General features: G+C 66.3%; 17 protein-coding genes. 7 read left to right on the plus strand and 10 right to left on the minus strand.

Annotated elements, in window-relative coordinates:
* Nucleotides 1–72: 72 nt before the first annotated feature.
* The 3 genes from ACWIQA_RS02215 to ACWIQA_RS02225 form a co-directional block, all read right to left on the minus strand.
* The gene (locus ACWIQA_RS02215) at nucleotides 73–780 is read right to left on the minus strand and encodes a M48 family metallopeptidase (RefSeq protein ID WP_448581433.1); all 708 of its coding nucleotides are present in this window, start codon (nucleotides 778–780) and stop codon (nucleotides 73–75) included.
* Between the two features lie 13 nt (nucleotides 781–793).
* Nucleotides 794–1,651: a GNAT family N-acetyltransferase gene (locus ACWIQA_RS02220; protein ID WP_448581434.1), complete on the minus strand. Its 858-nt coding sequence runs from the start codon at nucleotides 1,649–1,651 to the stop codon at nucleotides 794–796.
* Between the two features lie 98 nt (nucleotides 1,652–1,749).
* Entirely contained in the window at nucleotides 1,750–3,072 is a 1,323-nt protein-coding gene (locus ACWIQA_RS02225; RefSeq protein WP_448581435.1) for an AmpG family muropeptide MFS transporter, read from the minus strand.
* Nucleotides 3,073–3,112: 40 nt separating this feature from the next.
* On the opposite strand from ACWIQA_RS02225, the gene ACWIQA_RS02230 reads away from it, so the two are divergent.
* The gene (locus tag ACWIQA_RS02230) at nucleotides 3,113–4,303 is read left to right on the plus strand and encodes an aromatic ring-hydroxylating oxygenase subunit alpha (protein WP_448581436.1); all 1,191 of its coding nucleotides are present in this window, start codon (nucleotides 3,113–3,115) and stop codon (nucleotides 4,301–4,303) included.
* Between the two features lie 14 nt (nucleotides 4,304–4,317).
* On the opposite strand, the gene ACWIQA_RS02235 is transcribed toward ACWIQA_RS02230, so the two are convergent.
* Nucleotides 4,318–4,515, minus strand: coding sequence for a DUF465 domain-containing protein (locus ACWIQA_RS02235; RefSeq protein WP_448581437.1), 198 nt, complete (start codon nucleotides 4,513–4,515; stop codon nucleotides 4,318–4,320).
* Nucleotides 4,516–4,752: 237 nt separating this feature from the next.
* On the opposite strand from ACWIQA_RS02235, the gene ACWIQA_RS02240 reads away from it, so the two are divergent.
* Nucleotides 4,753–4,911: a YdcH family protein gene (locus ACWIQA_RS02240; RefSeq protein WP_448581438.1), complete on the plus strand. Its 159-nt coding sequence runs from the start codon at nucleotides 4,753–4,755 to the stop codon at nucleotides 4,909–4,911.
* 83 nt (nucleotides 4,912–4,994) lie between these two features.
* On the opposite strand, the gene dksA is transcribed toward ACWIQA_RS02240, so the two are convergent.
* From dksA to hemB, 4 genes are all read right to left on the minus strand, one after another.
* A complete protein-coding gene (dksA, locus tag ACWIQA_RS02245) occupies nucleotides 4,995–5,360 on the minus strand; it encodes an RNA polymerase-binding protein DksA (RefSeq protein WP_448581449.1) in 366 nt (121 codons plus the stop codon).
* Between the two features lie 313 nt (nucleotides 5,361–5,673).
* Nucleotides 5,674–6,585 (minus strand): C40 family peptidase, encoded by a 912-nt coding sequence (locus ACWIQA_RS02250; protein WP_448581439.1) that lies wholly within the window; start codon nucleotides 6,583–6,585, stop codon nucleotides 5,674–5,676.
* Complete coding sequence (locus ACWIQA_RS02255) at nucleotides 6,582–7,970, minus strand: leucyl aminopeptidase family protein (protein ID WP_448581440.1); 1,389 nt, start codon at nucleotides 7,968–7,970, stop codon at nucleotides 6,582–6,584. The genes ACWIQA_RS02250 and ACWIQA_RS02255 overlap by 4 nt, the downstream gene beginning before the upstream one ends.
* Complete coding sequence (gene hemB, locus ACWIQA_RS02260) at nucleotides 7,967–8,959, minus strand: porphobilinogen synthase (protein WP_448581441.1); 993 nt, start codon at nucleotides 8,957–8,959, stop codon at nucleotides 7,967–7,969. The genes ACWIQA_RS02255 and hemB overlap by 4 nt, the downstream gene beginning before the upstream one ends.
* 48 nt (nucleotides 8,960–9,007) lie before the next feature.
* Between hemB and ACWIQA_RS02265 the strand changes: the two genes are divergently transcribed.
* Nucleotides 9,008–9,358, plus strand: a complete 351-nt coding sequence (locus ACWIQA_RS02265) for a ribose-phosphate pyrophosphokinase (RefSeq protein WP_448581442.1) — start codon at nucleotides 9,008–9,010, stop codon at nucleotides 9,356–9,358.
* Nucleotides 9,358–10,062, plus strand: a complete 705-nt coding sequence (locus ACWIQA_RS02270; RefSeq protein WP_448581443.1) for an alpha/beta fold hydrolase — start codon at nucleotides 9,358–9,360, stop codon at nucleotides 10,060–10,062. Before ACWIQA_RS02265 ends, ACWIQA_RS02270 begins: the two co-directional genes overlap by 1 nt.
* Here the strand turns inward: ACWIQA_RS02270 and ACWIQA_RS02275 are convergent.
* Nucleotides 10,042–10,524 (minus strand): DUF2244 domain-containing protein, encoded by a 483-nt coding sequence (locus tag ACWIQA_RS02275; protein WP_448581444.1) that lies wholly within the window; start codon nucleotides 10,522–10,524, stop codon nucleotides 10,042–10,044. The genes ACWIQA_RS02270 and ACWIQA_RS02275 overlap by 21 nt on opposite strands.
* 21 nt (nucleotides 10,525–10,545) lie before the next feature.
* On the opposite strand from ACWIQA_RS02275, the gene nth reads away from it, so the two are divergent.
* The gene (nth, locus tag ACWIQA_RS02280; RefSeq protein ID WP_448581445.1) at nucleotides 10,546–11,304 is read left to right on the plus strand and encodes an endonuclease III; all 759 of its coding nucleotides are present in this window, start codon (nucleotides 10,546–10,548) and stop codon (nucleotides 11,302–11,304) included.
* Nucleotides 11,301–11,714, plus strand: coding sequence for a hypothetical protein (locus tag ACWIQA_RS02285; RefSeq protein WP_448581446.1), 414 nt, complete (start codon nucleotides 11,301–11,303; stop codon nucleotides 11,712–11,714). Before nth ends, ACWIQA_RS02285 begins: the two co-directional genes overlap by 4 nt.
* 3 nt (nucleotides 11,715–11,717) lie before the next feature.
* Here ACWIQA_RS02285 and rlmN read toward each other — a convergent pair whose 3' ends face one another.
* A complete protein-coding gene (gene rlmN / locus ACWIQA_RS02290) occupies nucleotides 11,718–12,917 on the minus strand; it encodes a 23S rRNA (adenine(2503)-C(2))-methyltransferase RlmN (RefSeq protein WP_448581447.1) in 1,200 nt (399 codons plus the stop codon).
* A 204-nt stretch (nucleotides 12,918–13,121) separates the two neighbouring features.
* Here rlmN and ACWIQA_RS02295 point away from each other — a divergent pair.
* Nucleotides 13,122–13,722: hypothetical protein (locus ACWIQA_RS02295; protein WP_448581448.1), on the plus strand; the 601-nt coding region annotated here is incomplete at its 3' end.

The raw sequence follows: 13,722 nt of genomic DNA on the forward strand, positions 1-13,722 counted from the left end.
GGCCTCCTCCCCTTTAGCCTCCTCCCCTTTAGCCTCCTCCCATTTAGCCTCCTCCCCTCAGCCCTCCTCCCCTCAGCCCTCCTCAACGCCGAAGGAGTGGAGCCAGGGGCCGTGCGCGCGAAGCCATTCGGTCGCGCTTGCCAGAGGCGCGCCATGCAGCCGTTCGGCAGCTGCATGGAAGGCAGGGGAATGATTGAAATGGACGAGATGCGCGACCTCGTGCGCAACGACCGCCCGGCGCACCTCGTCAGGGGCAAGGACCAGGCGCCAGGAAAAGGCAATCCGGCCGTTGCGGGAGCAGCTGCCCCAACGGCGGACCGGATCCCCTACCCGGACCTCTCGAATGGCAAGGCCGGATCGCCGGGCGAGCGCGTGCGCGTCCGCTGCAAGCAGCGTGGAGGCAGCGCGCCGCAGAACCGCGAGCACGCGCCGATTGAAGCCGCCGCCATCGATTCCGGCAACCAGCCGGTCCGCCTCCAGCCGAGCCCGGCAGCCCGGACTGCCTTCCAGGAGCAGCTCCCGGCCGGCGAAGGGAATCCGCATGCCCGGGCGGAACGGAATGGCCGTGACAAACCGGCGCTCGACTTCGGCTTCGAGCCAGTCGCGGTTGGCCTCGATCAGCATGAGACCGGCCTTTAGCGGCGTACGGGCCGGAAGGGTCAAGCGCACTGTGCGACTTGCGGGGCAAGGGCGGATGACGATGCGCCGCGAGCGCGGATCGCGGCGGATGGCGAGCGGCACCCGGCGGCCGGCAAGCTCGAGCGCGCGCGCCGCCGCCACCGGCCCCCCGGGCCTACTCGCTGTCGTTGGCGCCGCGACCGCAGATGAAGCGATCGAGGTAGCGGCGAGTGATCTGCTCAACAGGCATGACGACGAAGACATCGACAGTGTTGAACTGGCGATCGACGAAGGCGCCATCCCCAACCATTGCGCCCACCCGCAAATAGCCCTTGATGAGCGGCGGAAGCGCCCGCGCTGCCATGCGCGGATCATAGCTGCCACGAGCCAGGCGCTCCATGGGCACATAGTGATCGGCGAGCGCCCGAGCGCGAAGCTCGACGGGTGCCAGATGCTCGTGGAACAAGTAGGAGAGCTCGGCCGCATGCACGTCCGGATCGGTGCCATGCAGGGAGGCACAGCCGAACATGTAGCCAATGCCGTGCATCTTCAAATAGCTTGCAATCCCGCGCCAGAGCAACGCAATCGTGGTACTGTTGCGCCATTCGGGCGCTACACACGAGCGGCCGAGTTCGAGCAGCTGGCCACCGCTATCGGATGAGCGGATGAGGGGGGCGAGATCATATTCGCTGGCGGAATAGAAGCCGCGGTGCATGGTTGCCACCACCTGGCGCAGCAGCCGGTAGGTGCCAACCACATGCGGCCGACCGTCCTCGCCATGGTCGATGACGAGGAGATGGTCACACACACTGTCATAAGGGTCGATGTCGCGGCCGGCACGCGCGACCTCGGCCGTCGGTATCGCTCCCATTTCGCCGTAGAAAATGCGGTGGCGCAACGCCTGTGCTGCGGCGATTTCCTCCTCTGACCGCGCGATACGCACATCCAGCCGGCCGAGCCGATGGATATGGGGCGAAGCGGCCAAGACATCGGCCGCCACCGCTGTCGACGCAAACGCCGGCAAAGCCGCCATTACGCAATCCCTTATGACTAGCCCTTATGATTGGAAACCAGAACCCGCGCTAGCCGAGAAATGTGACAGAAAGAATGCGGCGGGGTGACGGGACGACGTCAGGCCGGCGCGGCCGCGGCGCCGGCATGCGCCGGCGGCCCCGGCTCGCGGCGCATCAGCCAGACGAACAGCAGCACGCCAGGAAGCGCAAGGAGAGTGGTCAAGAGGTAGAAATTCACAAAGCCGAGCGCCTCGATAAGGGCGCCAGCCGTGGTGCCGGAAAGGACGCGGCCAAGGATCGAGGCGAGTGCCGAGAGCAGCGCATATTGCGTCGCGGTGAAGCGGAGGTTGCACAGCCACGACAGATAGGCGACGACGGCCACGCCGCCGATCCCGCTTGCGAAATTCTCAAACCCGACTGCTGCTGCCATGACGCGGTTGTCATGGCCGGCGAGCGCAAGGCCAGCGAAGGACAGGTTGGAGACGGCCATGAGAATGAGGCTGAGCAGCACGGCGCGCATCATGCCAAGCCGAGCGTAGAGGATGCTGCCCACGAAGATACCCGCAAGCGTTGCAACAAGGCCAAAGCCAACATCATAGGCTGCCACCTCGTCCTTGGAGAAACCGAGATCATTGAGGAGCAGCCGCAGCGACAAGTTGGCAAGCGTGTCGCCGATCTTGTGGAGGACGATGAAGAGGAGGACGATCCAGCCATTCTTGCGCAGCACGAAATCGGTGATCGGGGCAACGAAGGTTTCGCGCAGCCTTGCCAAGAGGCCCCGAGGAATGGCGGCAGCTGCAAGGGCCGCACTCCGTGCGTCCGGCTCGCCCAGAAGCAGGGCAGCAGCAAGTGCCGGCAGCGCGAACAGGGTGGCAGCAGCATAGGCGGCCGGCCAGCCCATCCGCTCGGCGACCACCAGCGCGAGTGCGCCAGCGCCAGCCGAGCCAAGCCGCCAGCCATATTGGCTCATGCCCGAGCCGGCGCCGAGCTGGTCGGGACTGAGAGACTCGATCCGGTAGGCATCAATCACGATGTCGAAGGTGGCGCCAAGGAAGGCGACGGTCAGTGCAGCCGCGACCACGGTTGGAAGGCGAGTCACTGGATCGGCGGCACCAAGCCAGGCAACGGCTGCCATCACGGCAAGGGCAATGACAACCAGCCAGGCGCGGCGCTGGCCGATTGCCGTTGCAAGCAAGGGCAAACGGATGCGGTCCACCAGGGGGGCCCAGAGAAACTTCAGGTTGTAGAGAAGGAAGGTGAGCGCAAAGGCCGTTACCGCGCGCTTGTCAATGCCGGCTTCCGCGAGGCGAGTCGTGAGAGTCGAGGCGATCATGGCGAACGGAAAGCCGGATGCGAGCCCGAGCAGGAGAGCGCCAAGCGGTCCGCGCTCGAGGAAGGGGGCAAGGGAGGCGAGGCGGCCGGAGCCTAGCAGTGTGTGCATCCTCCTCCTTTAGGGGCGCGCGCCACAAAGAAAAGCTTGCGTGCGCACACCGAAAGGCCTTTGCTTTGTGGTGATGAACCTGCCGTTCGATGCCCCGCGCACACCAACCGAAGGCCAGATTGCGCTGGCCGAGGCCTGTCGCGACCCCGAAACAGCAGCGGCCCCCGTAGGGAAAATCCTGCGGGTGGAAAGTGGGCGTTACGTCTCGGCGGCCCGCTTCGCGCTCGAGCGGGAAAGGCTGTTCGGCCGGCTGCCGCTGTGCCTCGGGCCCTCAGCGATGCTGCCCGAGGCCGGAACCGTCATGACCCACGACGGCTTCGGCGTGCCGCTCCTCCTCATGCGGGCGAAATCGGGCCGGCTGGAGCTGTTCGTGAACGCTTGTCGGCACCGCGGCACGAGGCTCCTCGATGCGCCACAGCCACTCCGGCAGCCCAGGATCGTCTGCCCCTACCACGCCTGGTCCTACGGCCTGGATGGCGTGCTCGAGGCCGTCCCCCGGGCCGAGACCTTCCCGGGGCTTGATCGCACAGAGCTCGGGCTCGTCCGGGTGCCGCATGTCGAGGCCGGCGGCCTTATCTGGGCAGCCCCTTATGGGCCCGTCGATTTCTCCCTGGCAAGCGGGGCGCTTGCAGCCGATTTCGACGCGCTCGGGCTTGGCGCCATGCATCTCTATGCCCGGCGCACCCATGAGGTTGCTGCCAACTGGAAACTCATCATGGACGCTTTCCTTGAAAGCTACCATGTCCAGCGGCTGCACGCTGGCTCCATCGCCCGCTTCTTCGAGGATGGAATCACACGCGGCGACAGCATCGGGCCGCACATGCGCTCAGCTGTGGTCCGGGTTGGCGGCCTTGACGGAGTCAATTTTGCCGACTGGAAAGAGCTCCGGCGCGTTGTCACCTATGCCTATCAGCTGCTCCCTGCGACCGTCCTCGTCGCCAGCCCCGACTATGTGAACCTGATGACACTGATGCCCCAGGCGGCTGACCTGACCCTTGTTGAAGACTTCATGCTGATCCCGGAACCGCCAGCGACCGAGGAGGCCGAAGCGCACTGGGCGAAAAGCTGGGCCCTGCTCGACGGGCGGGTGTTCGGCACTGAGGATTTCGGCGCCGCCGAGGCCGGCCAGCGCGGGCTGGCGAGCGGCGCCGTGCCAGAGCTGCTGCTGGGCAACCTCGAGAGCGGGATTGCCCGCTTCCACCGCACGGTCGATGACCTGATCGCAGACTAGCAGGGACGGCCGGCTCAGGCGATGATGTCAGGGATGAGCAAGTCCTCAAGCAGGCGGATCTCATCTTTCAAGCGCAGCTTGCGCTTCTTGAGGCGCGCGAGTTGGAGTGCATCCGCCCCCGGCGCTCCGGCAAGCGCAGCAATGGCGGCGTCAAGATCGCGATGCTCCTGCCTCAGGTGCGACAGCCGGGCCCTGAGTTCTGCCTCGTCCAAACGCCTGTCCTTCCTCTGAGGCCCCTCTGCCGCCGGCGACTCTTGCCGAAGCCGCCAAGGGTGCGTCAAGCCAGCGCGACTCGGCACACGCAGCTGCGCGCACAAGCTCTCAAGGGATGGAGGCACCGCAACCCCAGGCCCCCAAGATGTCGAGGCTTTGCTGACGCCGGCAACCATGCTTTCATAGCCTTGGGGCTTGCGATGCTGCAGCCCCGCCAGGCACGGAAGGGAAGGCACATGGCCAGCGCGCATCTCGAAGCCCTGAGCAGCCGCCATCGCTTGATCGACGGCGAGATTGCAAGCGAGATGCGCCGACCCGTCCCCGACAGTGCGCGCTTGCGCAGGCTCAAGCGCGAGAAGCTGCGCTTGAAAGACGAAATCGCCCGCAACAGCTGATTGCGTGCCGGCTGCGCCCGCAAACGAGCGCACGCGCACCATATCGTGCCTGTCCCCGGGGCCACCTGCGGGGTGGGTTCGCGTCAGTCGTCGCGGCTCACGCGCTCAGCCCGTTCGTGCCGTTCCTGCGCTTCGAGAGTCATGGTGGCAATCGGCCGCGCCTCAAGGCGGGCAAGAGAGATGGGCTCGCCGCTGATCTCACACCAGCCATATTCGCCAGTCTCGATCCGCTCGAGTGCAGCATCGATTTTGGCGAGCAGCTTGCGCTGACGATCGCGCGCGCGCAGCTCGATTGCCCAGTCGGTCTCGGAGGATGCGCGGTCGGTCGCGTCGGGCTCCTGCAGCGGCTCGGACTTGAGCTGGGCAAGTGTCGCCTTGGCCTCGCCGAGGATTTCCGCCTTCCACAGGAGCAACCGGCGCCGGAAATAGGCACGCTGGTTCGGGTTCATGAAGGGTTCGTCTTCGCTTGGCCGATAGTCAGGGGGAAGATCCACTTCAGCCAGCGCGGCGAGGACGGATTCGGTATCGAGAATGTCGGACGCACCTTCCCGCGCACGCGTGTCAGACACTTGCCGCTCCCCTCAACAGGTCCCTCTCAACAGACCCCGCCTCAACAGACCCCGGTGGCGCCCGCCTGTCACGGCAGGATAGCTGCCGGTTCGCGCGCGCCAATATCGCAAGCCGGTGGCCGGAGCAAGCAAACTCTGACCTACTAGGGGCGAATTTGCAGCCAAAAGGCAGGCCACGGAGAAAGTGTCGCACTCAGGCAATGGCCGGCCGGGGCCTGCGGCACTGCGGGGCAGCGCCGATGCGCGCTTCGACATCCGCCAGCGGCTCGGCGACGACCGTCATCCAGAAGGCATTGGCGTGCAGCAGCGTTTGCGAATCGACCAGGAGGCCGATGTGGCCGGGCCACCAGACGATGTCACCCCGGGCCCGTTCGGCGGGTCGGACGTCTGGTCCAGCGTCTGCAAACAGCATGTCGGAATCCCGCCGGGCGGGCTGGCCGGCAAGCCGCAGCGCGACTTGGACGAGGCCGGAGCAGTCGATCCCGGACCGCGTGCGGCCGCCCCAACGGTAGGGGCTGCCGAGGAAGCGGAGCGCGTGCGCAACGGCATCTGAAGCGGGCTCAGGGCCGATGAGGTGGCGTCGGTGCACGAACCGGCCTGTGTGCGGGCCGGCTGCGACCTCGAGAAAGTCGCTGCTTGCTTCGCCGACGATGAGGCGGCTCAAGGCCGGCAGGGTGACAAGCGAAGGGGCCTTCAGCGCTGGCGCTAAAAACACGAGCGCATCGCCTGGGCCAACCCGCGCTTCCTTCGTGCCTGCGTCAGCCCTGGCGACTGGCCCGAGTGCGGCTGTCGGGACATAGCCGACGTAGGAATCATCAGCGGCCTGGCCCCAGGCCCAGCCGCGCTCATCTTCAAGGACGGCGAAGACCTCGCCGTGAAAAAGTTCGCTGACCAAGGCGGATGCGGGATCGGGCGCAGCATGGAGCGGCGCCGTTGTTGCAGTCACCATGCGCAGCACGGGCGCAGCATAATGCGAGACCGACACCCGCCCTGCAAGCGCGACATCGGCTAGGCCCGGGCGCCAGGCGTTGATGCGCGGGTCAAGCGGCGAGAGTGGCGCTGTTGCACGCGGGCCGCGGATGCGGGGCTGTCCGGGCGCATTCATCGACAGCCGAAGCGGCGATCCAACATGGCGGCACAGGCGAAAAGTCCCATGGCTGCGGCGCCCTTGGGCCGGCCGGGCCGGGCCTTGCCATACCAGGCATAGAGGTCGAGATGCGCCCAGGGAATATGGGCGGGCAGGAAATGCTCAAGAAAGAGGGCGCCGGCAATCGCGCCAGCAAATGGCCCGTCGGGCGTGTTGTTGAGGTCTGCGACCGTCGAGCGCAGCATCTCACGATAAGGCGCCCACAGCGGCAAGCGCCAGAGCGGATCCTCGGTTGCAGTTGCAGCGGCAAGGAGGTCGGCAGCAAGCGTCTCATCGTTCACGAACAAGGCCGGCAAGTCCGGACCAAGCGCAACCCGGGCAGCGCCAGTCAATGTCGCAAAATCGAGGATAAGGGCCGGAGCCTGCTCTGCGGCAAGCGCAAGCGCATCAGCGAGCACGAGCCGGCCCTCGGCATCGGTGTTGCCGACTTCGACGAACAGGCCCTTGCGGGTTGCAATGACATCGCCAGGGCGAAGCGAATCGCCCGAGACCGCATTGTCCGCTGCGGCAATCACAAGCAGAAGCCGCACAGGCAGGCGCGCAGCGATCACGAGGCGGGCGAGCGCGAGCGCATGCGCCGCCCCGCCCATGTCCTTCTTCATGAGCGCCATCGCCGGGCCGGGCTTCAAGTTGAGGCCGCCTGTATCAAAGGTGATTCCCTTGCCAACGAGGGCGATGAGGGGATGAGTCTCGGCGCCCCAGGCAAGCGTAATGAGGCGCGGCCGGCGCGGGCTTGCCCGGCCGACGGCGTGGAGGGCGGGGAAATTCTTGTCGAGGAGCGCCTCACCAACAAGTGTCTCCACTCTCGCTCCAACCTGGTCGGCAAGGGCGCGGACAGCAGCTTCGAGCTCGGCTGGCCCCATGTCTTCGGCTGGCGTGTCGATGAGGTCGCGAAGCTCGGCAACGGCCTCTGCGGCAGTAATGGCCGGGCCAATTCCGGCTGGGTCGGAAACAAGCAGCCGGCGCGCGCCCTTTTCCTCGCCCGCCTTGCGATAGCGGGCAAAGCGGTGCTGGGCCATCAGCCAGCCGTGGAGCGCATGGGGCCCGAGTGTGCCTTGGAAGCGGTAGCTGCCTTCCGGAAGCGCAGCAGCAGCAGCTGCGAGAGTCCAGCGGCCGGCGGGCACTTCGTTCGGGCCGGTTCCGAGTGCCAGGAACCAGCCCTCGGCTTCGGGGAGGATGAGGGCCTCGTCGGCACGGCCGCGAAACCCGGCACCGTCGACTGCTGCTCGCGCGGCTGGAGAGAGCCGCGACCGGAACGCCTCAAAGCCGGCCTCGCTGACAGGGCGGATTGCGACCGCGGCCTCGCCCCGGTCCGGAGCAACAAGCGCAGCGAAGTCCGTCATTTCTGAAGCAAACGCGCAACCATCGGCGCGTGATAGGTCAGAACGCCGGATGCCCCGGCCCGGATGAAGGCAAGCAGCATTTCGGGCACCACCTTGGTGCGCTCCAACATGCCTGCTGCAACGGCAGCTTCGACCATCGCATATTCGCCCGAGACACAGTAGGCGAAGACGGGCACGTCGAAGCGGTCCGCGACGGCCTTTACCACATCAAGATAGGGAAGGCCTGGCTTCACCATGACGCTGTCGGCGCCTTCCGCCACATCGAGCGCGACTTCGGCAAGCGCTTCGCGGGCGTTCGCAGGGTCCATCTGGTAGGTCGCCTTGTCGCCCTGGAGCCGGCCGGCAGCACCCACGGCCTCCCGGAAGGGGCCGTAGAAGCTGCTCGCATATTTGGCAGCGTAGGCCATGAGGTGGGTGTCTGCGAAGCCTTCCGCTTCCAGCGCGCGGCGGATGGCACCAACCCGGCCATCCATCATGTCGGACGGCGCGAGAATGTCCGCACCCGCGCGCGCCTGGACCAAGGCCTGGCCGACCAGCCTTGCAACGGTCTCATCATTGAGAACACGACCAGCCGGATCGAGGAGACCGTCATGGCCATGCGCCGTATAGGGATCGAGTGCGACATCGGTCATGACACCCACGGCATCGGTCGCCGCCTTGATTTCGGCAATTGCGCGGCAGACGAGATTGTCGGGGTTCAAGGCTTCGCGGCCGTCCTCGGTGCGGCGGTCGGCAGGAGTGTTGGGGAACAGGGCAAGGGCCGGGATGCCGAGACTGGCCGCCTCGCGGGCAAGGCCGCCAAGTGCTGCGAGCGGCTGGCGCACAACACCGGGCATGGTGGCAATGGGCTCAGGCTCCGCCCCTTCGGTCACGAACACGGGCCAGATGAGGTTGGCCGGGGTGAGGTGGGTTTCGCGCACCATAGCGCGAAGCCAGGGCGTTCGGCGATTGCGGCGCAGGCGAGTTGCCGGAAATTGCCCCAACATCATGGGGGCCGGCGATAGCGAAGCTGCACGCCTGCTGCTAGTCCCGGCCACATGGCCCTCTTTCCCGTCGAAGACCTTGAAGCCCTGCTGGTTCTGCGTGCGAAAGCGGGGCGCGCCATCAGCTATGGCGAAGTGTTCCAATGGTTCGGCCTTCCCTTCCGGCGATCTGACGTCCGGCAGCTGTGCGCAGCACTCGAGGAGGTGGATGCCCGCCAGCGCGGCAGCGGCAGGCCCGAGCTTGCCTCCCTTGTCGTGCGGCAGGCAGACGGGATCCCGGGCCAGGGCTGGTGGCTCTCCAAGAACCATGATCCATGGGAGGGCGCGTTCGAGGGCCCGCAAGCGCGGCAGTTTGTGGAAGCCCATCAGAAGCGCGCCTTCGCCTGGTGGCAGGAGCGGGGCTGATGGCATGCTTCGTGCTGGTGCATGGCGCCTGGCATGGCGGCTGGGTGTGGCGGGATGTCGAGCCGCTGCTCGTTGCGGCAGGGCACCGTGTGCTCACCCCGACGCTGACCGGAATGGGTGATCGGCTGCACCTGCTGTCGGCTGCAACCGGTGTCGTCCAGCATACCGAGGACATCTTGGCCCACATCGCCCACATGGAAGCCGAGGACGTGGTGCTTGTCGGGCACAGCTACGGCGCCCGGCCGACCGCGCTCGCCTGCGCCTCGCCTGCCGTCATTCGGTGGGTTTCGCTCGACGGAGTGGCCGCCATTGAAGGGGCGACGCTGATGGACGGAGCGCCAGCAGAGGTGGTGGCTGTAACCCGCGCTGCACTCGTGATGGCGGGGCTCGCGGTGCCGCCGCTTCCAGCAGAAGCGCTCGGCGTGCCCATTGCGCACCCGAGCCATGCCTGGGTCAGCCGGCGCTTGACTCCGCTCCCCTTCCGCTGCGTCGAGGAGCCGATGCCGCCGCTGCCGGCGCGGTTCGCAACGCTCCCCCGCGCCTATGTCGAGGCCAAGGGCAACAGGCTCGCTGGGCCGAAGGCAGGGCTGGCGCAAGCGAAGGCGGAAGGCTGGCCAGTGGTTGCAATCGATAGCGGCCATGACCTGCCAGTGACAGCACCAGCGGAAGTTGCCGAGGTGCTGCTACGGCTCGCGGCCGGCTGAGCGGAAGCGGGCGAGGCCCGCCTCGACGGCACGGGCGAGTTCCACGCGCTCGGCTGCCGAGAGAAAGCTGCCGACGGCCACGCGCTGCTCGCGGGCACGAAGCCAGAGCCGGTTGCGGGTATCGGGGAAGGTTTGAAGCTCGACTCGCACGGCGAGCGGCTCGAGCGTGACGCGTCGGCGGCCCTCAGGGCACGCCTGCTCGACGACGAGGGCCTGATCATCGAGGATAAGGCGCTCAAACGCCTCGCCCGAGCGGTAGGAAGCGCGGAGGGCCCAGGCAAGCAAGGCAAGGTCGAGCGCCATGAAAGGGAGGATGGGCCAGGCGCCAAGCAGCAGGAAGCGCACCCCAAAGAGCAGGAAGAGGATGGCAACGCCTGCGACTGCCAGCCAGAAATGGCGCGGTGCAAGCGACCGGTTCGGCCACAGGCGAAGATCAAGATAGGGCGGCTTGCTGTCGGCCATGCGCTGTGGCCTAGCAGGGCCATGGCGGCAACACCACGCGACACGATCGCCCCGGCCGGGGGCAGCCCCTTGCCGCCGCTTTCGGCAAGGCAGGTCAAGCGGATCTTCGACCGACTGGGGGAAGCGAACCCGGCGCCCAAGACTGAGCTTCACTATTCCAGTCCCTACACGCTCCTCGTCGCCGTGGTGCTTTCAGCGCAGGCAACCGACGCCGGCGTCAATCGGGCAACCAAGGGCCTGTTCGCAGTGGCGGACACGCCAGCGAAGATGGTGGCACTCGGCGAAGCTGGGATCGCTGCCCATATCCGCACCATCGGGCTGTGGCGGGCCAAGGCTGCCAATGTCCTGGCCCTTTCAAGGCTGCTTCTGGAGCAGCATGGCGGCGAAGTCCCGCGCAACCGGGAGGCTCTGGAAGCCTTGCCGGGCGTGGGCCGCAAGACGGCGAACGTGGTCTTGAACGAAGCCTTTGGCGAGCCGACGCTTGCAGTTGATACCCATGTCTTCCGGGTGGCCCGGCGGATCGGGCTTTCGGCAGGGACGACGCCGCACGCCGTCGAGCGCGACCTTGTGGCACGCCTGCCCAAGCGCTGGGCGAAGGCCGCGCATCATCTCCTCATCCTGCACGGCCGCTATCTGTGCAAGGCGCGCACCCCCGAATGCTGGCGCTGCCCGGTGGCACGGGACTGCCGCTTTCCCGACAAGGTGCCAGCACCACGTGTCAAGGAAGGGTTAAGGCAAAGACCTGGATTTTCCGCCAGCACTGAGGAGAAGAGCCAATGAACTCTCGAAGCCTTGCGATTGCTGCCGTCCTGCTGCCGCTTGGCCTTGCCGCACCGGCGCTGGCCGAAAGCCGCAGCGAGCGGCGAGCAGCCCAGATGTCTGCCTGGGTTGAGGCTGGCAAGCCGCAAGACTGTATTCTGTTGAACCGGATCCGTGAGACTCGCGTCCTCTCCGACCAGGTCATCGACTTTGTCATGGACAATGGCGACGTGTTCCGGAACACCCTGCCCTACAAGTGCCCGCAGCTCGGCTTCCAGGAGAGTTTCGGCTACCAGACGTCGATCAACCAGCTCTGCAATGTCGATATCATCACCGTCATCATCCCTGGAATCGGCCCCAATACGGGAGCAAGCTGCGCCCTTGGACGCTTCACGCCGATGAAGCCGGCCAAGACGGCCAAGCGCCAATAGCCACTACCAGGCGGCTTCCTTCGCGGCGGCGCGGCGGTCGAGCTCGGCGCGGGAGAGCCTCTCGGAGGCCGATTTCAGCTGGCCGCAGGCCGCCATGATGTCCCGCCCTCTCGGCGTGCGGACGGGGGCGGAAATGCCGCCCTCGAAGATGAGGGCGGAGAAGCGGGCGATCCGTTCATCGGGCGAGCAAGCATAGGGGCTTCCTGGCCAGGGGTTGAACGGAATAAGGTTGACCTTGGCGGGAAGCCGATACTGGCGGATGAGGCGCACCAGTTCGCGGGCATCAGCATCGCTGTCGTTCACTCCGTCGAGCATCACATATTCAAAGGTAATGCGCCGGGCATTGTTGGCACCAGGATAGGCAGCGCAGGCCGCCAGCAATTCGGGGATTCCCCATTTGCGGTTCAAGGGCACGATTTCGTCGCGCACCTCCCTGGTGACGGCGTGGAGCGAGACCGCGAGGTTGACGCCGATCTCGGCGCCGGCGCGGGCCATCATCGGCACCACGCCCGAGGTGGAGAGCGTGATGCGGCGCTTTGACAAGGCAAGCCCCTCGCCGTCCATCACGATCCTGAGGGCATCGCGGACATTGTCGAAATTGTAGAGCGGCTCGCCCATCCCCATCATGACGATGTTGGTGAGCATCCGCCCGTCTGGCGCGCTCGGCCACTCGCCAAGCGCATCGCGGGCCAGGAGCACCTGGCCCACGATCTCCGCCGCCGTCAGGTTGCGGACCAGCTTCATGGTGCCCGTGTGGCAGAAGCGGCAGTTCAAGGTGCAGCCCACTTGGCTGGAAACGCAGAGCGTGCCGCGGTCGGCGTCGGGGATGAAGACCGCCTCATATGCTTCGCCGGCGGAGCGGAGCAGCCACTTGCGGGTGCCATCGGCCGAGACCCAAGCTTGGACCACTTCGGGCCGGCTGACGGTGAAGCGTTCGGCAAGCGCTTCGCGCAGCGGCTTCGCAAGATCGGTCATCGCGGCAAAGTCGGTCGCACCGCGATTGTAGATCCAGTGCCAGATCTGCCCGCTGCGCATCCGCGCCTGGCGCGGCTCGACAAGGCCGGACTCGACCAGGGCGCGGGCGATGGCAGCGCGGTCGAGGCCGACGAGGTCGAGGCGGCCGTCGGCGCGCGGCGGCACGGCGCGCGGCACTGCGACCGGCTCGGCGGGCCCGCCAGGAAGGGACATGAGCGGGGTCGGCATGGGCCTTGCGCCATAGCGGAATGGGGGACCCGGCGCAAAGCCGGCTACCCGGAACAAGGTCAATCGGGCGCCGACCTGTCAAAAGTTTTTACAAGTCAGCACGAATGGCGCGCGCAAGCTTCTGAAAAATCTGGGTCCAGATTCTGGCATGAATCTTGCAGGATCTTCCGTCGACCTGTTCTTTAGGACAAAGGGAGGAGTGGAATGACCGGCATGAAGATGTGGATCGCAGGCGCGGCGGCGATGGCGCTGGCAGCACCGACGCTCGCGGCCGAGGCGAATATCTGGTCGACGACGTTCGACACGGACCTTTTCGAGGTCGTGGGGCCGTTTCCCGTGGTTTCGGTAGGCGTCACCTTTGGGGGCGGAAGCCTGCAGTCAGCCCTCGGCTTCCCCGGGTTCGGAACGCAGATGCTCCGCAACGACACGGGCGGGACAACCGTGTTCGACGCGTCCGGGCTCGGCCCCCATACCCACCTCAGGCTGAAGTTCGACCTCGCCTTCATCGACAGCTGGGACGGGCTCGAAACCCCCATCTGGGGCCCCGACATCCTGTTCGTCACCATCGACGGCACGGAGTATCAATGGTCGGTCCGGAACACACTCAATGACTTCTTCAATATTGCGCCCGGAACGATCGTCTCGAGCGGCAAGAACCTCGGCTACAGCGGCTGGAACGACACGATCGTCCGCTACGAGTTCCTGATTCCCCACACGGCTTCAAACTTCCTCTTCTCCATCCGCTTCGGCGGCGCAGGCTTCCAGGGCGGCGACGACGAGAGCTGGGGGATCGACAATTTCGCCC

The sequence above is a fragment of the Thermaurantiacus sp. genome, assembly GCF_053487655.1.